Here is a 20,733-nt window from a genome sequence, read left to right on the forward strand (position 1 = left end):
CTGCTCCCGAAAAGCTAGTCGATTCAGCCGGAAAGATTGAAAATCAGAACTAAAGCTAGTCGTGCCCCATTCCGGCGGAGTCGGCTTGAGTACGAACCGCATACGAAACAACCGGCTCTGACACGTTGTGAAGCTGCACTTTTCCCAACGGCGTCACGTCGGAACAGGACGGTTCGATGTCTTGTGAAACGACAATTCGGTGGCCGGCAGTTTTGCCGTAATCTCCTAACCGAGCCGCGATATTGGCGGCCTGACCTATGACGGTGAAGTCCAGTCTCTCTTGCGAGCCGACATTGCCAAATGTCACGCGACCATAGGAAAGGCCGATTGCGCAATCGCACCGGGCGCCCACGCCAGTGGCACGCAACGCGGCCAAGCGTTCGACAATCTCGACTGCCGAGCGTTGCGAGTGAATTCGCGCCATTGCCGGGTCATCACCAGCCGGGAAAACGGCCAGCACCGCGTCGCCGATGAACTTCAGAACTTCACCACCATGCTCGTGCACGATACCAGAGACGGTTTCGAAAAAATCATTCAACAGCTTGATGTATTCTGCTCGCCCCAGTTTTTCTTCCAGCATGGTCGAGCCGCGCAAATCGCAGAACATGATCGCGGCATCAATCTCATCCCCGTCTCCGCGCCGGATGTCTCCACCCAATACCCTCGCGCCGGTGCGTTTTCCAACATAGGTTTCCAGAAGAGTCTGTGCGTTTTCGCGCTGTGTGAACACTTCGTAGAACCGCCCGATGATGGCCGAGCATTCAAACACCAGCCCGAGATTTTCCGTGGTAAACCCCTGCGGATGATCACATGTCAGCGTTAAGACATTCGTCCGCCCGTCGGAAAACGGCATCGGCATGGCGACATAGTCGGTCGCCCCCTTGGCGCGCAGATCCTCCATGATCGGAAAGCTGTTTTCGGGGAAATCGTCGGTCAGCCGTTGCCGTACTCCTCCCAGCCCGTTCGACACATGCCGCAGCGGGCTGTTGGTATAGGCGGGATGGTCATAGATTTCGTAAGTTGGCGCAAAGGTGGAAATCTCTTTCTCCCCTTTTTCCCAGATGTAGTGCTTTCCCGCGATCAGCGGATGCAGTGACCAGACGAGGATACCCAGACGTTGGATCGCAATTCCCTGTTCCAGCATCTTTTCGGCCAGCTCTTGGGTGAATTCTTCGGGTGTCGCAATCGCCGACGCTCCGCGCATCAGCCAGTTGATCAGGGGGCCGCCGACATTCCCGTCTTCGGGTTCGACAAGCTTGTTTCCTCCAAGGTCGATCCGTGTGTAGGCACCGGGCATGAAGCCGACATAACCCTGAATACCTTCGCTCTCGGGTAGCGCATCTTCGTATGCCCATATCGAGTTGGGCACATGTGTTTCCCCCAAAACCAGGTCGCGATACGTTGCCGTGCCCTTGAAGGGGCAAAAGGTCTGCAATTCAGTCGGTGCGCCAAGCGCCACCTTCACGTCTTCTTTCGGGAAGTAGATCGTTGGTGACAGACGCGTTTCATACATGACCTTGGCGCGAACGCTCTCGGCCAGCAGAACGTCGTCGCGATAGGCGGCAATACGGCCTTTCAAGGGTTCGATCGAGATGCTGTACCCTTTGGTGCGCGGGGTGCTGTGGACGTTCATGCGCGGCCTCCTTTCCCCTGAGCTGAAACATAAGGATGGGCGCGGCAACTGCGCTTGCCAAGGGCACGCTCCATGTTTTTACCGATTGAGAGCTGGCAATCGCTCAGATCATCTGAATGACGTCTTTTTCGATCGCCAGCATATATCCTTTGCGGGCGATGTTCTTGACCAGCAACTCGCTGACCATCTGGTTCCCCAGCGCGTCGCGCAGACGCTTGATCCGCGTGGCTCCGGCCGCTTCGTCGCACTCAGACGCGTGCTTGCCTGAAATCATCCCCTCGATCTCGGCGCCCGATAGAACTTCGTCGTCAAGTCGGGATTCGGCCAGAACAGACAAAGTTTCCATCGCTGCCGGGGTCAGTTTGAAATCCATGTTGTTGAGATAGACGGTGTTCTCTTCGCGACTTATCAAAAGGGAGGTCACCTGAATCCCAGTGCGTTCGATCTGTGCCATGCGGCGGTTCAGCAGGACAAGCATCGCCAGAAAAACCAGCGCGGCGATCATCATCGCGCTGGCAAACACAAGAAGAACAAAGATCACCATCCGGTAACTCGACAGCGTGTCCGCAAACGCGGTTCCGGACTGTGCCAGAATTTCCAACAACTTGATCTCGGCCTGCGACGTCAGGTCGCTTTCAACAAACAGCCGCTCAACCCGCGCATTGAATGCGTTTGCATCCGGTAGGGTCCAGAACAAAAGCGCTGCTGCGATGATCAGGATCACAACGATTGCGGCAATGCCCAGTCCGACCAGCCGCGTTCCCGAGCGCCGGGCTTCAGAAACGGAGATAGAACTGTCCGGCATTCGCCTTCCTCTTGTTCAGGCCTTCCGGGCCAAAGACCGATATCACATTCAAAAGCTTCCAGCCCGCCGCGTTCAGCCGCGCAGACACTTCCTGTTTCGCGCCACCCTGCGAGCAGTTTGATACCTGCATAACCCCATAGTGAAGCCGCAAAGGTGAATCCTGCTTGGCTTTATAATCGGCATAGCAGTCTGCCGCATGCGCTGCGGGTGTCAGGGATATCAGGGCCGCAGTGGCCAACAAAGTGAGGATCTGTTTCATAAGCGGCATCCTGCGCGGGCTTCGCGCGATATTCAATAACCACAGGGCCTTGCCAGCAATGATATCGGATAACAAAGGAACGATATTGCCTGTCTGAAGCGGGTGCAGACAGGTTCGGTGCATCACAGGGCGGTCCTTACCCATGGATCGCGGATTACATTGAAAGGACATGCACCATGCACCGTAAATTCATCGCTCTGATCGTAGCCACCGCCATCGGAATCACTGGTATTTCTGCATCAAGGGCGAAAGCCGCAGATGCGCATGACATTCTGGGTGGCCTGGCTGCAATCGCGATAATCGGAGCCGCCGTCAATCAATACAACAAGAACAAGAAAGAGGATCGGTCGCAATCGGTGACCCGTTACTACGACAATCGCTATGACCGGCATCACTATGATGACAACAATTTCGACAGCCGAAGCCGCGACCGGCGTCATGCCCGTCCTATTCCGGGACATGTGGCGCGATACGATCTTCCGCAAAGATGCTTGAGGACATTCAATGGATACGGGAGCAACCGACCCGTCTTGGGTCAACGGTGCCTGAACAAACACTACAAACATGCTCGCAAGCTGCCCGAGTCCTGCAAGGTTGGGTTCTGGAATGGGCAACACGTACGTCACGCCTATGAGCCAAGCTGTCTGCGACAGCAAGGATATCGCGTCGTCCAGTATCGCTGAGTTTCGAGCACAGCGGCGCCGCAGAAGCACCGCGTTGGGGAGGGTGGCACTTGGCCGCCCTTCCTTTTTTCTTGCGCCATGAGGCAAAACGCGGTTCTCCATGAAGATGACTATGCCCAGTTTTGATATTGAAATGGCGCTTCGGGCGCGTGGCTATCTAAGGATTGCAGGGGTCGATGAGGTGGGTCGCGGCCCATTGGCCGGGCCAGTAGTTGCCGCAGCAGTAATTCTCGATCCGGGCAACATCCCCGAGGGGCTGAACGATTCCAAGAAGTTGAGTGCGAAACGCCGCATGGGGCTGGATCAAATTTTACGAGAGTCCGCCGAGGTATCGGTTGCTGAGGCAACCGTTGAAGAGATTGACCGAGTTAACATTCTGCGTGCCTCTCACCTGGCGATGGAGCGCGCGGTCGCGGCCCTTGATCCTGCACCCGACTATCTGTTGATCGACGGCAACATGATCCCGCGCGGCCTTGGCCTGCCGAGTCAGGCGGTGGTCAAGGGCGATACGCGATCCGTATCAATTGCGGCGGCTTCAATTGCGGCGAAAATATGGCGCGACCGGGTGATGGTGGATTTGGCGCAACAGCATCCTGGCTATGGCTGGGAGAGCAACGCCGGATATCCGTCAAAACAGCACAAAGAGGCGCTCCGAAATCTTGGGGTGACCCCACACCATAGGCGTTCGTTCAAACCTGTCCACAATATATTGTATCAAGAGTAATTCGTAACCCTCTGATTCAAAAAAGAATTTGACGGCGAATCAGGATTGACTCATCCTTGTCTCAACCAAATGAGCGCAAAAGCGCCGTGGAATCTGAGGCAGAGAAATGACCACAACCAAGACCAAGGGCGCAACCGCGCTCCCGTTGAACACGATCCTTTCCGGCGACTGCATCGAGACGATGAACAGTCTGCCCGAGGCGTCAGTGGACCTGATTTTCGCGGACCCACCTTATAACCTGCAACTCAAGGGGCAGCTACACCGCCCTGACAATTCCCAGGTGGACGCGGTTGATGACCATTGGGACCAGTTTTCGAGCTTTGCGGTCTATGATCAGTTCACCCGCGACTGGCTCAAGGCTGCGCGGCGCTTGCTGAAACCCAACGGTGCAATCTGGGTCATCGGATCATATCACAATATTTTCCGCGTAGGGTCCGCACTTCAGGACGCTGGATACTGGATCTTGAATGATGTCGTGTGGCGCAAATCCAACCCGATGCCGAATTTCCGCGGCAAGCGCCTTACAAATGCTCATGAAACGATGATCTGGGCGTCGAAATCCGAGGGCGCGAAATATACGTTCAACTATGAGGCGCTGAAGGCGTTGAACGAAGGTGTACAGATGCGCAGCGACTGGGTGCTGCCGATTTGTACAGGACATGAGCGCCTCAAAGACGAAAACGGGGACAAGGCACATCCGACGCAAAAGCCGGAATCGTTGTTGCATCGTGTGCTGATCGGATCGACCAACCCTGGTGACGTCGTGCTGGACCCGTTCTTTGGTACTGGTACCACTGGCGCCGTAGCCAAGATGCTGGGCCGGGAATTCATCGGGATCGAGCGGGAAGAGGCTTATCGCAAGGTCGCAGAAAAGCGCATCGCCAATGTGCGCAAGTTCGATCGTGAAGCGTTGGAAGTCAGCGCCAGCAAGCGCGCCGAGCCGCGCATTCCCTTTGGCCAGTTGGTTGAACGTGGCCTTTTGCGTCCGGGAGAAGAGTTGCACTCGATGAACCGGCGTCACAAAGCCAAGGTACGTGCCGATGGCACTTTGATCGGAGACAACGTCAAAGGCTCGATTCATCAGGTTGGGGCGCATCTGGAAAACGCGCCGTCCTGCAATGGCTGGACCTATTGGTGTTTCAAGCGCGAGGGCAAAACTGTCCCAATTGACGTGCTGCGACAGCAGGTACGTGCCGAATTGTACAACTGAAACTCACTCAAATTCTCACTCATACCGCCGGTGCCTGTGGCCTGACACATGGCACTATGACTTGCCCCGCCGAAAACGGCGGGGCCTTTTCCTTTGTCGTCCGGGGTGATTGGATGGACCGGGAATTTCCCGTCTGCTGCTTGACTGCAAGAGGCCCCGGCATGACCGACACAAGCATCTTCCGTTCACGATTGGATCGGTTTTCCATCTCGCGACCGGATGAGTTCGATCTGGAAAACAAATACACCGAAGCCGCACTGGAGCGACACAAGCGCGAGGGGCTGGAACTGGCGGTTCGCGCGCGCTGGATCGCGATGGGTCTGACTGCGCCGCTTTTGGTGTTTCTCAATCCGAACTGGGATGTTCTCTATTATCATTTCATACTCGCGCTGATTTGCGCCAATGGCTGGCTGATCCGGCGGGCCGGGCGGGTCGGGCAATCGCGGTTGGAGCTGTTTCTGATCTTTGCCGATTTGCTGATCATGACGCTGGGCATGGTGATTCCGAACCCGTTCAGCGAAGACGTTCGACCGCTTGCGATGCAGTACCGGTTCGACAACTTTCAGTATTTCTTCATCATCCTGGCTGCCGGAACGCTGGCCTATTCCTGGCGCACGGTGATTGCCATCGGAACATGGACCGCAGCCATGTGGACGGTCGGCTGGATCGTGGCATGGTGGATTGCAACTCCGGTTCCGGGTCTCAGCGAGCAGTTCGCCAAGGCTTTTGCCGGGTTCCCGGATGTAGCCCAGTTGCTTGATCCCAACAGCTTCATGATCCCGCAGCGTATCCAGCAGGTCGTTGTCTTCGTGATGGTCGCCGTGACCCTGGGCGTGTCCATGCGGCGACTCAACCGGTTGTTGATGACCAATGCGGGGCTGGAGCGGGAGCGGGCCAACCTGTCGCGCTATTTCTCGCCCAATGTGGTTGAGGAACTGAGCCAGAACGACGAGCCGCTGAAACAGGTGCGCGAGGCCGATGTGGCGGTTTTGTTTATCGACATAGTGGGTTTTACGAAATTCGCCGCCTCTCGTGATCCTTATGCGGTGATCGAGGTTTTGCGTGGCTTCCATGCACGGATGGAAAGCGAGGTCTTTCGTCACGGTGGCACGCTCGACAAATATCTGGGCGACGGTCTGATGGCGACCTTTGGCACACCGCTGGCGGGCGATCGGGATGCATCGAACGCGCTGGCCTGCGCGCGTTCGATGGTTGACGTCATCGACCGGTGGAACCTGGACCGGCGCCGCGCGGGCGAGCCTGAGATACGGGTCGGCATAGGGATACATTTCGGCGCGGTCGTGCTGGGGGATATCGGTGCCAACCGGCTGGAATTCGCGGTCATCGGCAATGCGGTGAATGTTGCCGCCAAGCTTGAGGCGCTGACCCGCGATTTCGACACCCGGATCGTGATGAGCGACGATTTGCGGCGACGCGCGATGCAGGATGCCGGTGCGAAACCCGAATTGCTGACAGGATTCGAGTTGCGTAAGGATCAGAATATCCGTGGTGTCGATCAGCCACTGGATGTCTGGACGATCTGAGAAATGCTCCCGCCAGTTGGAAGCGCATCAATGATGCGCCTCCTCCTGTTGGGCCGGGCATCGCACGGGGCAAACCCCGCGCGATGCGGCCGTGACTTTTACCGGGGGACCGGGTTCTGGGCCTTGCTATACGGCTTCCAATTGGTGATCTCGGGATAGTACTGCCGCCGCCATGCGCGAACGCGTGGGTTCATCACACGGCGCCAGAGTGGCGGGATCATCGCAGCCACGGTCATCACCGGATAGCCATAGGGCAGTTGCGGTGCGGCATCGGGCGTATGGTTCTGCAACAACGGAAACCGGCGGTCGGGCTTGTAGTGATGGTCGGAGTGGCGTTGAAGGTTGATCAGCAGCCAGTTCGACGCCTTGTGCGCCGCGTTCCAGGAGTGGCAGGGGCGGACATGTTCGTATTTCCCGTCCCCGAGATGTTTCCGGGTCAGGCCGTAATGTTCGACATAGTTCACAAGTTCCAGTTGCCAGATTGCCGTCGCTGCCTGAACGAGGAACAGGCCCAGCCCCGCCCATCCGCCGATCAGCAGCGCCAGCAAAAGCATCGCAGCCTGCAACGCCCAGTAGCGCCAGAACGGATTTGACGGATCGGTCCATGGAAGATCCTTGCGGGCGAGCATGTCCCGTTCGGCGCGAAAGGCCGAGCAAAGGCTTTGGCGCAGGACGCGGGGATAGAACCGGTGGAAGCCCTCGTTATAGCGGGCCGTCACCGGGTCCCGTGGTGTTCCGACATAGCGGTGATGCACCAGCAGGTGTTCGGAGCGGAAATGCGAATAGAGCGTCATCGCCAGCAGGATGTCGCCCAGCCACCGTTCACCCCGGCTTTTCTGATGCATCAATTCGTGGCTGTAGTTGATGCCGATGGTGCCTGACAGCACCCCCATTCCGAAAAACAGGGCGATCTTTTCGCCGGTATCCAAATGGTTTGCGCTGGTGGCATACCAGATCAGGCCGAACAGGGTTACGAACTGGACCGGCACCCAGATCTTGGTCAAAAGGATATGCCAGCCGAGCGCATCGTCGGGCGTGTCGGGGTCGGAGTTTGCCAGGTCAAGACCCGTCAGGTGATCCAGAACGGCAAATGCCCACCATGTCGCAAGGGGGACAAGGATCAACCACCATCCTCCCAAGACCGCCGTGAACCAGATCAGGGGAACCAGCAGGTACGATATCCAGTAGGGGAGTGCGGATTGCCCGGAGGGCGGAGCTTTGGTCGCGTTCATTTTCGAGATCCGTTATTCAACTAGGCGGAGAGTAGGCGCGCAGATCGGGGATGCCCATCTGCCTATTCGCCGCGCCACAGATCATAGACCTTTCGCATGACGGTTGGCAGGGCCGAGGGCCGGAATTCGTGCTTGCCGACAATCGTTGTGCCTTCGGCGCAAAAGCCATCGGGTAGCGTGGCAGTTTGAATACGCAGGATGAGGTGAAAATGGGTGAAGGTATGTCGCACCTCTCCCGGCAGCATGCGCCAGTCCGCCATGAAGGGCGGTGTTTTATCCGGTATTTCGGACCATTCCGGACCGGGCCAGCCCAGCATTCCCCCTAAGAGTCCCTTGTCGGGCCGCCGTTCCATCACCCACGCCCCGTCCGGGCGACGGGCGATATAGGCATATCCGTATCTGGTCGGTTTGGGTTTCTTCGGGGTTTTCCGTGGGAGATCCGCCATGGTGCCTGCCTCCCTTGCCCGGCAGCGATCGCGAAGCGGGCAGATTCCGCAGGCCGGAGACCTTGGGGTACAGATGGTGGCGCCAAGATCCATGACCGCCTGCGCATAGTCACCCGGGCGCTGAATTGGCGTCAGGGTTGCTGCCAGATCCTTGAGTGTGGGTTTCACGCCCGGCAACGGGTCGTGAATGTCGTGAAATCGCGCGATCACCCGTTCGACATTGCCGTCCAGCACCGTTTCAGGATGGTCAAAGGCGATGGCGGCAATCGCAGCGGCGGTATAAGGGCCGATCCCCGGCAGTTTGATCAGGGCGTCATAGGTATCGGGAAAACGGCCCTGATGAACTTGGGTCACCACGCGGGCGCATTTCAGCAGGTTGCGGGCGCGGGCGTAATACCCAAGCCCGGCCCATTCGGCCATCACCTGATGGTCCTCGGCGGCGGCCAGGGCCTGAACGCGGGGCCAGCGAGCCGTGAAGCGTTGGAAATAGTCGCGCACCGCCGCGACAGTGGTTTGCTGCAGCATCACCTCGGACAGCCACACACGATAAGGGTCGGGGTATTCGCCTGCCTTGCGCGCGGCGGGGCTGACACGCCACGGAAGGTCGCGGGCGTTGCGATCGTACCAGCGCAGCAAGGCGGCGCTTACATCAGTGTCCATTGCGTCACGCAAGATTTATTCCTCGACTCGTCGGGTTTCGCTGGCACCCGCCCCATCGCCTATTACAATAGCGGACGAGGAGTCGGAAACCAGATGCCGCCACGCCCATCGACCACACGCGGTTTCAAACGCACCGCGACGCTGCTGAATGACCAGATCCGGCGCGCCGGGGAAAGCCGCGGGTTTGCGGTGTCGCGGCTGCTGACCCATTGGCCCGAAATCGCAGGGCAGGATATCGCGGCAATCGCGCGCCCGGTCAACATCGGCTATGGCAAGGGCGGTTTTGGCGCGACGCTGACCGTTCTGACGACCGGTCCGCAGGCGCCGATGCTGGAAATGCAGAAGGAACAGCTGCGCGCCAGGGTGAATGCCGTCTACGGCTACAACGCGATCAGCCGGGTACGCATCACTCAGACCGCGCCGACCGGGTTTGCCGAAGGTCAGGCCAGTTTCCAACCGAAGCCGAAGACCGAAAAACCCGTTATCGCACCCGAAATCGCTGCCGAGGCCGACAAGGCCGCAAGCGATGTTCACGACAATGATTTGCGCGCCGCACTTGAACGGCTGGGCCGCAACGTATTATCCAAACAAAAAAGCTGAGAAAGGGCAGGACATGACCCGAATTGCAACCGTGATCTGTGCGGCTATCGCCGTGGCCGCAGGGGCCTATTGGCTGACAAGCACTCCAACCGGGGGTCCCTCGATTCCGCTGGTGGCCGAAGCCAACGCGCAGGAAGCAGATATCGATACCTCGACCATCGTGGAGATGGTTCAGGGCGACGAGAATGCGCCGGTCGAAATCATCGAATACGCCTCGTACACCTGCCCCCATTGCGCCGCGTTTCACGCGGGGCCCTACAAGGAACTGAAAAAGGACTTCATTGACACTGGTAAGGTCAAGTTCGTCTATCGCGAGGTCTATTTCGACCGGTTCGGCTTGTGGGCTTCGATGATCGCGCGCTGCACCGGGCCGGACAAGTTCTTTGGTATCACCGATCTGATCTTTGACGGCCAATCGGAATGGGCGCGTGCGGGTGGTCCAAGCGAAGTGGTGGACGAGCTGCGCAAGATCGGGCGGCTTGCGGGTATCGAAAACGAACAGCTTGAAGCCTGTCTGCAGGATTCGACCAAGGCGCAAACCCTTGTGGCCTGGTATCAGGAAAACGCCGAGCGTGACGACATCAGCGCAACCCCGAGTTTCGTGGTGAACGGCAAGAAGGTCGAAAACCAGTCCTATGCCGATTTCAAGAAACTGATCGAAGACGAGCTGGGCAACTGATGTCGGCCCCTCTGGCCGGTTTGAAGGTCATCGAACTGGCACGCATTCTGGCTGGCCCCTGGGCGGGCCAGACATTTGCCGATCTGGGCGCGGAGGTAATCAAGGTCGAATCCCCGGCGGGAGACGATACGCGCGCCTGGGGTCCGCCATTCGTAACCCGGGACGAGGATGTTTCGGCGGCCTATTACCACTCGGCAAACCGGGGCAAGGCATCGGTCACGGTGGATTTTTCGACGCCCGAGGGTCAACAGCGCGTGCGCGACCTGGTCGCGGACGCGGATATCCTGATCGAGAACTTCAAGGTTGGCGGGCTGAAGAAATACGGGCTGGACTATGACAGTCTGAAGGAAATCAATCCGCGCCTCATCTACTGCTCTATCACAGGGTTTGGTCAGACCGGGCCTTATGCACATCGCGCAGGGTATGACTTTATCATTCAGGGCATGTCGGGGCTGATGTCGATCACGGGTGAACCCGAAGGCCAACCGCAAAAGGCCGGCGTCGCGATTACGGATGTGTTTACCGGTATCTATGCCGTCGCCGGGGTGCTGGCGGCGCTGTATCAGCGGCTGCGCACAGGCAAGGGACAACAGGTGGACATGGCGCTGCTGGATGTGGCGGTGGCCGTGACCGCCAATCAGGCGCTGAACTATCTGACCACGGGAAAGGCGCCCGAGCGGATGGGCAATGCCCATGTCAATCTGGCACCATATCAGGTTTTTGACTGCGCCGACGGGCACATCATCATCGCAACCGGTAACGACCGGCAGTATCAGCGGCTTTGCCGGGTTCTGGGACTTGATGACATGGCCGAAGCGCCCGAGTTTCTGCGCAACAAGGACCGTCTGGCAAATCGCCGGGTGATGATTGCGCGGCTGAACGGGGCAACCGCGCAGCGCGGCAAGGCCGATCTGTTGGCCGCCTGCGAAGCCGAGGGCATACCGGCCGGTCCGATCAACACGCTGGACGAGGTCATGGCAGACCCGCAAGTGATTGCACGCGGCATGCAGATCGAATTGGACGGTGTGCCGGGGGTGCGGTCGCCGTTTGTCTTTTCAGGCGCTGAGCTGGCCCTGACGCGGGCTGCGCCCAAACTGGGCGAGGACAACTGATCAGGGCGACGGCGCCCTGACCAGCATCATGTCGCGCACCATGTCGGCCTGTTCGACTTGCAGGCGAACGGGCAGGGTTATGACCTTGCTGCGAAATGCGGGCGGCAGACGTACGGCGTCTTTTTCGGTGGTGACCATCTGTGCACCCAGCAGTTTCGCTTCGTGTTCCAGCCTGCTCATGAGCGCGGGCGTCAGCGGTTGATGGTCATCCAGCGCTTCGGCCCGTTTCAAGTCGGCCCCCAGCCCACGCAGGGTTCGGAAGAACTTGTCCGGGTGTCCGATTCCGGCAAAGGCAAGAACGGTCGTACCGCTCCAGTCCATGCCGGTTTGCAGCGGCTTCAATTCTCCTGTGGCGTGCGGGATGATGAGCCTTGATCCCCATAGCCGGGCAAATTGCTCCTGCGCTTCGGGTGGTCCGAGCGACAGGACGATATCGGCCCGGCGCAGGCCGGTATCGACGGGTTCGCGCAGGGGACCGGCAGGCAGGCACAGCCCATTGCCGAAACCCCGCGCCGCATCCACGACAATGAAGGAAAGATCCTTGCGCACGGTTGGGTTTTGAAACCCGTCATCCAGAACGATAACGCTGGCACCATCCGCCGCCGCTGCCCGCGCCCCGGCGGCACGATCTTTCGCGACCCAAACTTCGGCAAAGGCGGCCAGCAACAAAGGCTCGTCCCCGACCTGGTCCGCAGTGTGGCGCGAGGGGTCGACCCGAACCGGGCCTTCCAGTGATCCGCCGTGACCACGGGTGACGACATGCGGCTTGTGCCACGCATCGCGCAGCTGTTCGACCACCCAGATGACCGTCGGGGTTTTTCCAGTACCCCCGGCGTTGAGGTTGCCGACGCAGATCACCGGAATGCCGGGGTGATCCCCGTCGCCCGCCGCCAGCCTGCGCGCCGTGGCGCGGGCATATATCCCGCCCAGCGGTTTCAACAGCCGCGCCCGCCAGTCCAGACGGTCGGCGGGTGTGTTCCAGAACTCAGGCGCCCGCATCGCCCACCCTCCGTTTGTCGAGCGTTTCCTGCACCATATCCGTCAACTGGTCCATCAACTGCGCCCCTTCGCTGACGACCTGCCAGCCGGCCAGGGCCATATCGGCGACCTGATCAGGGGCCAGAAGATGAACGACGACCCGGCCAAGCTCGTCGGCGGATCGCACGATGCGCGAGGCCTTGGCATTCGCCAGACGGGCGTAGACGTCCGTGTGGTGCCGGACAAAGGGGCCATGAATGATGCCTGAACCCAACGCCACCGCATCCAGCGGGTTTTGCCCTGATGCCCCGTATTCCAGCGAACTGCCCAGAAAGGTCAGCGGTGACACGCGATACCACAGGCCCAGATCCTGAGGGTCGGCGCAAAGAATGACCTGGGTGTTGTCTTCGATCGCATCGCCCGCGTCCCAGTCGGCGCAGCGCAAATCCATGGCTTTCAACCGCGCTTGCAACGGCCCGGCCTCTGCTGCGTCGGCGACGTGCAGGACAAGCACCAGACGGGGCAGCAGACGCAGCGCATGGCGATGAGCGGTCAGAACCGTGATGAATTCCTTGTCCTGAACCCAGGCGGCCAGCCAGATCGGGCGGCTGGACAGCGCGTGATTGGTTTCGATCAGCTCGTCCTCGGGCCATGGAAGCGGGTTCGGGCTGACCTTCAGCGGGGCAGAGATGGATACTTTGGAGAACGGAACGCCAAGCCGACGGATCTGCCGTGCCTTGTCGTCACTGGTGGTCAGGATGGATTGGAAGCAGTTCAGGGTGTGGCGTGGAATTTCCGGTAGCCACCGATGGCGGCGGGGGATCACGACATCCGCGTCCCCTTCCATCAGGATCATGGGAATGTTGCGATCCGCTGCGTCCGCCACAAGGTTGGGTAACAAACCGCCCCCGACCCACAAACCCATATCCGGGCGCCAATGATCCAGGAATCTGCGCACCGAGTTTGTGTTGTCGGCGGGCAATTGAAACACCGGTGCGATAATGCCGGTCCAGTTTGCCAGGGCAGAACTGTCGGGCACAGTCAGCATCACGGACAGATCGGGTTTTTGGTTCAGAAGATGGCGACAGAAGTCGTTGACCGGGGCAACGTGGTCTTGGGTTGCCACATGAACCCACAAGACGTCGCCTTTGGGGCGCGGTGGCGCGCCGCCGCTATCGGGTTTCGTGCCGCGCCAGGACAATACCCGATAGGCCTTAAGGCTGAGCGAGCGTGATCGGCTCATGTCGTCCAACCCTCGTCCGGCTCGAGTTTGGCAAGCAGCAGCGAATGCAGCCGTTGCCCTGCCGCGACAACACCGTCAAGCCTGGGGTTAGGGTTGTTGAAACGCAAAGCCTGGCCTTTTTTGTCGGTGCAGGCCCCCTGCGCCTCGCGCAGGATCAGGTCGCCAGCGGCGATGTCCCACTCCCAACTTGGTCTCAGCGTGAGCATTCCGTCGAAACGCCCCTGTCCGACCAACGCCATGCGATAGGCGAGGGACGGCCGGTAGGCCCTTACAAACGTGGGCGCCTCGCCACCGCGCCAATGACGCCCGTTCAGGTTGGGCTTGGCCGCAAGAATTTCTGCCGTTTCCAGATCGCCCGTTCCGGTCGTGCTGATGGTTGCGCCATTCAGCGTGGCACCTTCACCCTCAGCGGCGGCGTAGAGCAGGTCGCGCATCGGCAGATAGATCACTGCCGCGGTCACGACACCATTGCGGGCAATGGCCAGGGAATGCGCCCATGTTTTCGACCCTTCGGCAAAGCTGCGGGTGCCGTCGATCGGGTCGATGATGAACACATGCTCGCGGTGCAGGCGGTCGTCGTTATCCTCGGTCTCTTCGCTCAGCCAGCCATAACCGGGCCGGGCCGAGGGCAGCCGTTGTTCCAGCATGGCGTTGACGGCCAGATCCGCCTCTGTCACCGGTCCGCCGCCTTGCGGCTTGTCCCAGCGTTGGGCGGTATCGCCCGAATACCGGGTGGCAATCCGCCCGGCCTCGAGCGCGGCCTCGACGAGCAGGGACAGGTCAGTTTCCGGCAAGGGTCATCCCTTCGACAAGAAGTGACGGGACCACGCGGGACAGATAGGGGCGTGCGTCATTGGCCGGGATGATCCGCCGCAGCATGTCACGCAGATTTCCCGCAATGGTGCATTCATTGACCGGATACGAGATTTCGCCGTTCTCGACCCAAAAGCCGGATGCGCCCCGGGAATAGTCGCCGGTATTGGGGTTGATGGTCGACCCGATCATCGAGGTCACCAACAGCCCGGTCCCCATGTCGCGCAACAGATCATCGCGGCTTTGGCTGCCTTGTGTCAGACTCAGGTTCCAGTTGCTGGGCGACGGTGGTCCTGATACGCCGCGTACGGCGTTGCCGGTTGCGGGCAAGTCCAGCTTGCGCGCACTGGACAGATCCAGCGTCCATCCAGTCAGAATGCCGTCTTTCACGATCGCACGTTTTGCGGTTGGCAACCCTTCGGCATCAAAGGGGCGCGAGCCCGATATGCGGGGACGGTGTGGGTCTTCGACCAGTGACAACGCGTCGGGCAACACATGTTCGCCCAGACTGTCCTTGAGCCACGAGGCCCCCCGCGCAATGGCCGCGCCGTTGCTGGCCGCCACAAGATGACCGATCAGCGAAGAGGATATGCGCTCGTCGAACAGAACCGGAAATGTTCCCGTGCGGGGCTTTCGCGCACCGTGCAACTGCACTGCGCGCTCTCCCGCGGTTTGTCCGATGTCCCGCGCGGAGCGAAGGTCGGATTGAAAGGTGCGGCTGTCACCGTCATAGTCGCGCTCCATCCCTGTGCCCTCGCCGGAAATCGCGACGCAAGAGATCGAGCGGCTGGATCGTGCATAGCCCCCGGAGAAACCGTTTGTCGCACACAGATGAACGCGATGCACGCCATAGCCCGCCGCCGCATCTGACACTTGTGTCACGCCTTTTACAGCTTTCGCCGCGGCCTCGGCTTCCAGTGCGTCCTGCATCAGCGCCTCGGCGCTGGGTTCGGGCGTGGGGTCAAACAGCTGCAGCGGTTCGACATACCACGTCTTGATGATCTGATCCGAGCCAGCAAGTCCGGCATAAGGGTCTTCTGGCGCTTCGCGGGCCATGGCAATCGCGCGTTCGGCCATTGTGGCGAGGGTTTCTGGCCGACTGTCGGAGCTGGACACGATGGCCTGTCGCTTGCCCAGAAAAACCCTCAGCCCAAGATCGACACCTTCGGACCGCTCGGCCTTTTCCAGCGTCGCGTTACGGGTTTCGACGGAAACCGAGGACCCGTCGATCACAATGGCATCTGCGGCATCCGCGCCCGCCTTGCGGGCCGCATCCAAAAGCGCGTGGCTGATTTCTTCGGGTGTCCGTTTCATATGGCCTCCGTCGTCTATTCTGGACCTAGCCTTGCCCTGTTCGTGCCGCAAGGCCCGATGACCAAAGAATGCTGCATATCGGTGATGAATCGGGTTGCGACCCGATCCGGAAGGGCTTGTGCCAAAGCAAACAAAAAAGGGCCGCCACATCGGCAGCCCTTTGTTTGCGGCGTGAAATTCAGATTACTTGATCCGCTGGCCATTGGCCATCACATGCCCCTGGTCGTTGATCTCGATTTTCGAGTTCAGCGTGTCCGGCGCGTCCCCCGGCACGGCAAACAGACCCATCATCATCCGGGCGCCCATCGCGTCTTCGTCGGATACAAAGCCCATTGAGATCAGCTTGTCGATCAGCGCATTGGCCCCGACCAATTGCAGGTTTGCTTCGCCCGACGGGGCGGGGACACCGTCAAAGGCGTCAAGGTTGGAATTGTCGAACGTGAAATCCCCTGTGCCGGTCAGCTTTGCCCCGACAAGCGAGACAATCAACTCGTTGATCCTGAGCGAGTGCAGCTCGCCCGGAGCCGCATCGGTTGCGTCCAGTGTTTCGGCCACGGCGGGGTCAAGGAAGTTCACCTTGATCTTGGCCGTTCCACTTGTGTCGAGGGCGATGGTTGCCGGATCGCGCGGCAGCGCGCCCGCCGGGTCGAACATGCCCCACAGGATATCCGACATGGTGAAATCGGTCAGGTTCATGGCAAAGGCAAAGGGTTGTTCTTCGTCAGATGCCTGAACCGGAATGTCGAACTTGATCCCGGCACTTGCCATCGCCAGTTCGATCGGGAAGGGCAGGTCCGCGGTTGAGACAGCAATTTTGACGCCTTTCTGAGCGATATCGTACACGATATGTGCGGCATCCATGGCAATTGCGAAATCACCCCCTTCGGATTGGCTGGACATCTCGAACTGCTGGCCATCACCGACGCCTGCGATTTCGCCCGCCCCCGATGTAAAGGTGAATTTGCCGTCAAAGTCGAAGCCGGACTCGACAAGGCTGTTGTAATTGGCGGGATCGAATTCCTTGGGAATCGTTCCTGTGCCCTCAAAGCTCAGGCCGTTCATTGTACCCTTGAACTTGCCCTGGTCTTCGGATTCGGGATCATCAAAGGCGACATCATAGGTCAGGCTGTCGGCTGTCATGCTTTGCGTGAGGTCGCGCATCTCGCCGATTTTCATCTGCGACTTGCCCGCAACATTGACCATGTTCATGGCTGCTGAAAGCGCCTCGGGCGGAAGCGTTTCACCATCGAAGTCAACCGAGGTCAGCGCAACGCCGACACGGTTGGCGGCATAGTCATAAGTTGTGTCTTCGGGCGTGCCGGAAATCACCATGTTCAGATCATCATGCGAATAGGTCAGTTCTGCCCGAAACGTCTCGCCCTCGGATTTTCCGTCGATGACCATCGGAAAAGAGGCGGGGAATCCCGCGGTAACCGTGCCATCGCCATTCTCGGTAAGTGTCATGGACGGAATCGTCATCGAGAACTGGCCGTCTTCCTCGGGCAGTTCCATGGTCATCGCCATGTTGGCGATCGTCATGACGGAACCCGAATTGCTTGTCTCGCCGGTCACTTCATAGCCCATGCCGCCCAGGTAAGCTTGCCAGTCAGCCCAAACGTCGGCTGCGGTCAGGTCGGCCCACGCGCCCTGGGTTGCGACAACATAGGCAAGCACGGCACCGCAGCTGCGGCGATAGAAAGCAGTCATAAGAGAACCCTTCTCGATCAATTTCGCGCGCATCGTCGGGCTTGAGGGCGCGGGCGTCAAGGGGGCAAGGGCTGGACCCTTTCCCCCTTTGCGGGCTACGACTTGCGACAGATGGAATTTAAAGAGGGCATCCTCATGGATATGCAGGGCAAAACCGTTCTGATCACTGGCGCAAGCCGTGGAATTGGCGCCGAAGCGGGGCGCGTATTTGCCGCGGCGGGCGCGAACGTGGTACTGGCTGCGCGGGGCGGGGCGCAGATTTCGGCGTTGGCGGCGGAAATTGGCGAAAAAGCCGTCGCCGTGCCGTGTGACGTCAGCGATTACGCGCAGGTCGAGGCGGCGGTGGCCACCTGCGTGGCTCGGTTCGGCGGGCTGGATGTTCTGATCGGAAATGCCGGCGCGATCGAGCCGATCTCTCATCTGTCGCGGGCAGACCCGGCGGCGTGGGGACATGTCATCGACGTCAATCTCAAAGGCGTTTTCTACGGCATGCGCGCCGCGCTGCCGGTAATGCGCGCGGGCGGTGGCGGATCGATCCTTACCATCTCGTCGGGGGCGGCGCACAACCCCATCGAGGCGTGGAGCCACTATTGCGCCTCCAAGGCGGGGGCTACGATGCTGACCGAGTGCCTGCATCTTGAAGAGGGGCACCACGGCATCCGCGCGATGGGCCTTTCGCCGGGAACGGTCGCCACCCAAATGCAGCGCGAAATCAAGGCCAGCGGCATCAACCCGGTCAGTCAATTGGATTGGGAGGCACACATTCCCGCCGACTGGCCCGCGCGGGCGTTGTTGTGGATGTGTTCCGAGGATGCCGACGAATATGTCGGCACCGAGATTTCGCTGCGGGACGAGGGCATCCGCAAGAGGGTTGGTTTGGCATGATCGAACTGACCAAAGAAGGCGGGCTTTGGATCGCGACCATCAACCGCCCCGACAAAGCCAATTCGTTGACCGGGGCGATGCTTGAGGATCTGGCGGTTATTGCCGAGGCCGCCGTGGATGCCAAGGCGCTGATCCTGACCGGGATCGGAAAGGTGTTCAGCGCCGGGGCCGATCTGGACGAGGCGCGGGCCGGGCTTGCAACATCGAACGTGTGGGAGCGACTTTCGGGCGCTATCGCCGCGCTGCCTTGTCTGACCGTGGCCGCGCTAAACGGCACGCTTGCCGGGGGTGCGAATGGTATGGTGCTGGCTTGCGATCTGCGCGTTGCCGTGCCGTCGGCCAAATTCTTTTATCCGGTGATGAAGCTTGGGTTTCTGCCGCAACCTTCCGACCCCAGGCGAATGGCAGCCCTGATCGGCCCGGCGCGGACAAAGCTCATATTCATGGCGGGTCAAAAGATCACCGCAAAAGAGGCTTATACCTTTGGATTGGTGGACCGGGTTGTCGAAGCCGATGCGCTGATGGCAACTGCCCGCGATCTGGTTGCCGACAGCCTTGCCGCGAAACCTGAAATCGCCACGGGTATCGCGGAGATGTGCGGATGAGGATTTCAGCCGTCCGGCTGCGTGTGGCCGACCCAGCGGGACTGGCGCGTTTTTATTCCGATGTTCTGGGCATGGGAACAACCCCCGCGGGCGAAGGCTGGCGCGTCGGGTATGCCGGGCAGGATGCCGATCTTTTGTTGCTTCCCGGTGGCGGTGGATATGTCGCTGACCGGGGACAGAGATACTGGAAAATCGGCATCACCTTGCCCGATGTTGATCTGGCCGTCGCCCATCTGCGGGACCGGGGCGTAGCCGTCAGCGATCCGGCTCAGTTCGTGGATATCGGATATATGTGCCATCTGGCCGATCCGGAGGGGTTCGCAATCGAACTTCTCCAACATGATTTCGAGGGCAACCGACCAGAACGAGCGACGACGCCCGGACATCCGTTTTCCAATGCCGGCATCGGGCAAATTACCTTGCGCACGGGCGATATTCAGGTCGAAGAAAAGGTGTGCAAATCACTCGGCTTGCGCCTGTTGTCACGGCAGGATGTGGCGGCTTTCGGATTTGACCTGCATTTTTACGCCTTTACGGATGAGACACCGCCAGATCCTGACCTCTGGGCTGTCGAGAACCGGGAATGGCTGTGGAAACGACCCTATACGACCTTGGAGTTTCAACATATTCCTCAAGCGCGGTTCGCCCCCGTGCCGGACTATCTGGGATTGGAAATCGAAGGGCTTTGCGAGGTGACCACAGATGCCTTTGGGGATCCGTTGTTGCCCGGTTGACCTTACTCCAGGCGGACGCCCGCTTTCTGCATATCCGCGTGAGCGGCGGCAAGTGAGCCGTCCAGGTCGATTGCGCGGCAGACGTCCAGTTTCACGGTGACGTCGAACCCCAGTTTCGCTGCATCCACGGCCGAGTAATTGACGCAGAAATCAGTGGCCAACCCGACCATCGTCAGGGCGGTGATCCCGCGCGTGCGCAGGTAGCCTTCAAGCCCGGTAGGCGTTGTGTGGTCGTTTTCGAAAAAAGCGGAATAGCTATCGATGGCCGCGCGAAATCCCTTGCGCAGGATCAGATCGGCATCTGTTCTTAGTTCGGGGTGAAACGCGGCGCCGCCGGTGCCCTGAACGCAATGATCGGGCCACAGAACCTGCAGCCCATATGGCATCTCTGTCACCTCGAACGGAGTTTTGCCGGAATGTGAGCTGGCGAAGGAGGAATGGCCTGCCGGGTGCCAGTCCTGCGTCAGGATTACCGCATCGAACCGGCTCATCATGGCGTTGATGGGCGCGATGACCTCGTCCCCTTGCGGCACCGCAAGCGCACCGCCGGGGCAGAAATCGTTTTGAACGTCGATCACGAGCAGGGCATGGGTCATGTGCGGGTCTCCAGGTTGTTTATTCAGGGGTAAGCGGCGCCTTGTCCGGCGTCAACGTTCCGAAACGCCTTGCCGGGTGTCGTTCGGCATCTATGCGCCCCATGTGTCGCTGAGGCGATAGCCTGAGGGCCAGGGGTCTTCGGGGTCCAGCATGTGCTGATGGATGCCGGTGATCCAGGCGCGGCCTGAAATCTCGGGAATGATTGCGGGGCGATCGGCAAGTTGCGTGGTGCCGACGATCCTGCCGGTGAAGCGCGAACCAATGATCGAC

The 20,733-nt window shown here is 59.8% G+C and carries 22 protein-coding genes; 10 read left to right on the forward strand and 12 right to left on the reverse strand.

What is annotated here, in order from left to right:
- Nucleotides 1-55 precede the first annotated feature (55 nt).
- The 3 genes from AC2FLX_RS07745 to AC2FLX_RS07755 form a co-directional block, all read right to left on the reverse strand.
- Complete coding sequence (locus AC2FLX_RS07745) at nucleotides 56-1,633, reverse strand: DUF427 domain-containing protein (protein ID WP_496811038.1); 1,578 nt, start codon at nucleotides 1,631-1,633, stop codon at nucleotides 56-58.
- Between the two features lie 103 nt (nucleotides 1,634-1,736).
- Nucleotides 1,737-2,438: a winged helix-turn-helix domain-containing protein gene (locus AC2FLX_RS07750; protein ID WP_480748906.1), complete on the reverse strand. Its 702-nt coding sequence runs from the start codon at nucleotides 2,436-2,438 to the stop codon at nucleotides 1,737-1,739.
- The gene (locus AC2FLX_RS07755) at nucleotides 2,410-2,697 is read right to left on the reverse strand and encodes a hypothetical protein (RefSeq protein ID WP_480748905.1); all 288 of its coding nucleotides are present in this window, start codon (nucleotides 2,695-2,697) and stop codon (nucleotides 2,410-2,412) included. The genes AC2FLX_RS07750 and AC2FLX_RS07755 overlap by 29 nt, the downstream gene beginning before the upstream one ends.
- A 176-nt stretch (nucleotides 2,698-2,873) precedes the next feature.
- Between AC2FLX_RS07755 and AC2FLX_RS07760 the strand changes: the two genes are divergently transcribed.
- From AC2FLX_RS07760 to AC2FLX_RS07775, 4 genes are all read left to right on the forward strand, one after another.
- Nucleotides 2,874-3,380 carry a hypothetical protein gene (locus AC2FLX_RS07760; protein WP_496746877.1) on the forward strand — a complete coding sequence of 169 codons (507 nt, stop codon included), beginning with the start codon at nucleotides 2,874-2,876 and terminating at the stop codon, nucleotides 3,378-3,380.
- A 112-nt stretch (nucleotides 3,381-3,492) separates the two neighbouring features.
- Nucleotides 3,493-4,104, forward strand: coding sequence for a ribonuclease HII (rnhB, locus tag AC2FLX_RS07765; RefSeq protein ID WP_496746881.1), 612 nt, complete (start codon nucleotides 3,493-3,495; stop codon nucleotides 4,102-4,104).
- Nucleotides 4,105-4,210: 106 nt separating this feature from the next.
- On the forward strand, nucleotides 4,211-5,314 hold the full coding sequence (locus AC2FLX_RS07770; protein WP_496811039.1) for a site-specific DNA-methyltransferase: 1,104 nt from the start codon (nucleotides 4,211-4,213) through the stop codon (nucleotides 5,312-5,314).
- A gap of 161 nt (nucleotides 5,315-5,475) precedes the next feature.
- Nucleotides 5,476-6,858, forward strand: a complete 1,383-nt coding sequence (locus tag AC2FLX_RS07775) for an adenylate/guanylate cyclase domain-containing protein (RefSeq protein WP_496811040.1) — start codon at nucleotides 5,476-5,478, stop codon at nucleotides 6,856-6,858.
- Nucleotides 6,859-6,956: 98 nt separating this feature from the next.
- On the opposite strand, the gene AC2FLX_RS07780 is transcribed toward AC2FLX_RS07775, so the two are convergent.
- Complete coding sequence (locus AC2FLX_RS07780) at nucleotides 6,957-8,090, reverse strand: alkane 1-monooxygenase (RefSeq protein WP_496875402.1); 1,134 nt, start codon at nucleotides 8,088-8,090, stop codon at nucleotides 6,957-6,959.
- Between the two features lie 62 nt (nucleotides 8,091-8,152).
- A complete protein-coding gene (gene mutY, locus AC2FLX_RS07785) occupies nucleotides 8,153-9,196 on the reverse strand; it encodes an A/G-specific adenine glycosylase (protein ID WP_496746908.1) in 1,044 nt (347 codons plus the stop codon).
- Between the two features lie 93 nt (nucleotides 9,197-9,289).
- On the opposite strand from mutY, the gene AC2FLX_RS07790 reads away from it, so the two are divergent.
- Genes AC2FLX_RS07790 through AC2FLX_RS07800 form a run of 3 tightly spaced genes read left to right on the forward strand, consistent with a single transcriptional unit; the run spans nucleotide 9,290 to nucleotide 11,587 of the window.
- Nucleotides 9,290-9,796: a DUF721 domain-containing protein gene (locus tag AC2FLX_RS07790; protein ID WP_496809822.1), complete on the forward strand. Its 507-nt coding sequence runs from the start codon at nucleotides 9,290-9,292 to the stop codon at nucleotides 9,794-9,796.
- 13 nt (nucleotides 9,797-9,809) lie between these two features.
- A complete protein-coding gene (locus tag AC2FLX_RS07795; protein ID WP_496746890.1) occupies nucleotides 9,810-10,475 on the forward strand; it encodes a DsbA family protein in 666 nt (221 codons plus the stop codon).
- Entirely contained in the window at nucleotides 10,475-11,587 is a 1,113-nt protein-coding gene (locus tag AC2FLX_RS07800; RefSeq protein ID WP_496809821.1) for a CaiB/BaiF CoA transferase family protein, read from the forward strand. The genes AC2FLX_RS07795 and AC2FLX_RS07800 overlap by 1 nt, the downstream gene beginning before the upstream one ends.
- Here AC2FLX_RS07800 and lpxK read toward each other — a convergent pair whose 3' ends face one another.
- The 5 genes from lpxK to AC2FLX_RS07825 all read right to left on the reverse strand — a co-directional run bounded on the left by lpxK (nucleotide 11,588) and on the right by AC2FLX_RS07825 (nucleotide 17,642).
- Complete coding sequence (lpxK, locus tag AC2FLX_RS07805) at nucleotides 11,588-12,586, reverse strand: tetraacyldisaccharide 4'-kinase (RefSeq protein ID WP_480748897.1); 999 nt, start codon at nucleotides 12,584-12,586, stop codon at nucleotides 11,588-11,590. It lies immediately after the preceding gene.
- Nucleotides 12,573-13,808 carry a 3-deoxy-D-manno-octulosonic acid transferase gene (locus AC2FLX_RS07810; RefSeq protein WP_496809820.1) on the reverse strand — a complete coding sequence of 412 codons (1,236 nt, stop codon included), beginning with the start codon at nucleotides 13,806-13,808 and terminating at the stop codon, nucleotides 12,573-12,575. Before AC2FLX_RS07810 ends, lpxK begins: the two co-directional genes overlap by 14 nt.
- Complete coding sequence (locus AC2FLX_RS07815) at nucleotides 13,805-14,602, reverse strand: 3'(2'),5'-bisphosphate nucleotidase CysQ (protein WP_480748895.1); 798 nt, start codon at nucleotides 14,600-14,602, stop codon at nucleotides 13,805-13,807. Before AC2FLX_RS07815 ends, AC2FLX_RS07810 begins: the two co-directional genes overlap by 4 nt.
- On the reverse strand, nucleotides 14,589-15,935 hold the full coding sequence (locus tag AC2FLX_RS07820; RefSeq protein WP_496809819.1) for a TldD/PmbA family protein: 1,347 nt from the start codon (nucleotides 15,933-15,935) through the stop codon (nucleotides 14,589-14,591). The genes AC2FLX_RS07815 and AC2FLX_RS07820 overlap by 14 nt, the downstream gene beginning before the upstream one ends.
- A 183-nt stretch (nucleotides 15,936-16,118) precedes the next feature.
- Nucleotides 16,119-17,642, reverse strand: a complete 1,524-nt coding sequence (locus AC2FLX_RS07825) for a DUF2125 domain-containing protein (RefSeq protein ID WP_480748893.1) — start codon at nucleotides 17,640-17,642, stop codon at nucleotides 16,119-16,121.
- Between the two features lie 135 nt (nucleotides 17,643-17,777).
- Here AC2FLX_RS07825 and AC2FLX_RS07830 point away from each other — a divergent pair, with 135 nt between their 5' ends.
- Genes AC2FLX_RS07830 through AC2FLX_RS07840 form a run of 3 tightly spaced genes read left to right on the forward strand, consistent with a single transcriptional unit; the run spans nucleotide 17,778 to nucleotide 19,866 of the window.
- Nucleotides 17,778-18,527, forward strand: coding sequence for an SDR family oxidoreductase (locus AC2FLX_RS07830; RefSeq protein WP_496809824.1), 750 nt, complete (start codon nucleotides 17,778-17,780; stop codon nucleotides 18,525-18,527).
- Nucleotides 18,524-19,132: an enoyl-CoA hydratase/isomerase family protein gene (locus AC2FLX_RS07835; RefSeq protein ID WP_480748892.1), complete on the forward strand. Its 609-nt coding sequence runs from the start codon at nucleotides 18,524-18,526 to the stop codon at nucleotides 19,130-19,132. The genes AC2FLX_RS07830 and AC2FLX_RS07835 overlap by 4 nt, the downstream gene beginning before the upstream one ends.
- Nucleotides 19,129-19,866, forward strand: a complete 738-nt coding sequence (locus AC2FLX_RS07840) for a VOC family protein (RefSeq protein WP_496809818.1) — start codon at nucleotides 19,129-19,131, stop codon at nucleotides 19,864-19,866. The genes AC2FLX_RS07835 and AC2FLX_RS07840 overlap by 4 nt, the downstream gene beginning before the upstream one ends.
- A gap of 2 nt (nucleotides 19,867-19,868) precedes the next feature.
- Here the strand turns inward: AC2FLX_RS07840 and pncA are convergent, their stop codons facing one another.
- Entirely contained in the window at nucleotides 19,869-20,462 is a 594-nt protein-coding gene (pncA, locus tag AC2FLX_RS07845; protein WP_496809817.1) for a bifunctional nicotinamidase/pyrazinamidase, read from the reverse strand.
- A gap of 90 nt (nucleotides 20,463-20,552) precedes the next feature.
- On the reverse strand, nucleotides 20,553-20,733 hold a 181-nt coding region (locus AC2FLX_RS07850; protein ID WP_496875403.1), incomplete at its 5' end, for a proline racemase family protein.

The organism is Ruegeria sp. YKSF57, from assembly GCF_059612585.1.

Bases quoted from the DNA above. Each gene is read 5' to 3' on its own strand.
- mutY (WP_496746908.1), bottom strand. From the start codon at position 9,196: ATGGACACTGATGTAAGCGCCGCCTTGCTGCGCTGGTACGATCGCAAC.
- AC2FLX_RS07760 (WP_496746877.1), top strand. From the start codon at position 2,874: ATGCACCGTAAATTCATCGCTCTGATCGTAGCCACCGCCATCGGAATC.
- rnhB (WP_496746881.1), top strand. From the start codon at position 3,493: ATGCCCAGTTTTGATATTGAAATGGCGCTTCGGGCGCGTGGCTATCTA.
- AC2FLX_RS07810 (WP_496809820.1), bottom strand. From the start codon at position 13,808: ATGAGCCGATCACGCTCGCTCAGCCTTAAGGCCTATCGGGTATTGTCC.
- AC2FLX_RS07745 (WP_496811038.1), bottom strand. From the start codon at position 1,633: ATGAACGTCCACAGCACCCCGCGCACCAAAGGGTACAGCATCTCGATC.
- lpxK (WP_480748897.1), bottom strand. From the start codon at position 12,586: ATGCGGGCGCCTGAGTTCTGGAACACACCCGCCGACCGTCTGGACTGG.
- AC2FLX_RS07790 (WP_496809822.1), top strand. From the start codon at position 9,290: ATGCCGCCACGCCCATCGACCACACGCGGTTTCAAACGCACCGCGACG.
- pncA (WP_496809817.1), bottom strand. From the start codon at position 20,462: ATGACCCATGCCCTGCTCGTGATCGACGTTCAAAACGATTTCTGCCCC.
- AC2FLX_RS07835 (WP_480748892.1), top strand. From the start codon at position 18,524: ATGATCGAACTGACCAAAGAAGGCGGGCTTTGGATCGCGACCATCAAC.
- AC2FLX_RS07750 (WP_480748906.1), bottom strand. From the start codon at position 2,438: ATGCCGGACAGTTCTATCTCCGTTTCTGAAGCCCGGCGCTCGGGAACG.
- AC2FLX_RS07800 (WP_496809821.1), top strand. From the start codon at position 10,475: ATGTCGGCCCCTCTGGCCGGTTTGAAGGTCATCGAACTGGCACGCATT.
- AC2FLX_RS07780 (WP_496875402.1), bottom strand. From the start codon at position 8,090: ATGAACGCGACCAAAGCTCCGCCCTCCGGGCAATCCGCACTCCCCTAC.
- AC2FLX_RS07840 (WP_496809818.1), top strand. From the start codon at position 19,129: ATGAGGATTTCAGCCGTCCGGCTGCGTGTGGCCGACCCAGCGGGACTG.
- AC2FLX_RS07820 (WP_496809819.1), bottom strand. From the start codon at position 15,935: ATGAAACGGACACCCGAAGAAATCAGCCACGCGCTTTTGGATGCGGCC.
- AC2FLX_RS07795 (WP_496746890.1), top strand. From the start codon at position 9,810: ATGACCCGAATTGCAACCGTGATCTGTGCGGCTATCGCCGTGGCCGCA.
- AC2FLX_RS07755 (WP_480748905.1), bottom strand. From the start codon at position 2,697: ATGAAACAGATCCTCACTTTGTTGGCCACTGCGGCCCTGATATCCCTG.
- AC2FLX_RS07775 (WP_496811040.1), top strand. From the start codon at position 5,476: ATGACCGACACAAGCATCTTCCGTTCACGATTGGATCGGTTTTCCATC.
- AC2FLX_RS07825 (WP_480748893.1), bottom strand. From the start codon at position 17,642: ATGACTGCTTTCTATCGCCGCAGCTGCGGTGCCGTGCTTGCCTATGTT.
- AC2FLX_RS07770 (WP_496811039.1), top strand. From the start codon at position 4,211: ATGACCACAACCAAGACCAAGGGCGCAACCGCGCTCCCGTTGAACACG.
- AC2FLX_RS07830 (WP_496809824.1), top strand. From the start codon at position 17,778: ATGGATATGCAGGGCAAAACCGTTCTGATCACTGGCGCAAGCCGTGGA.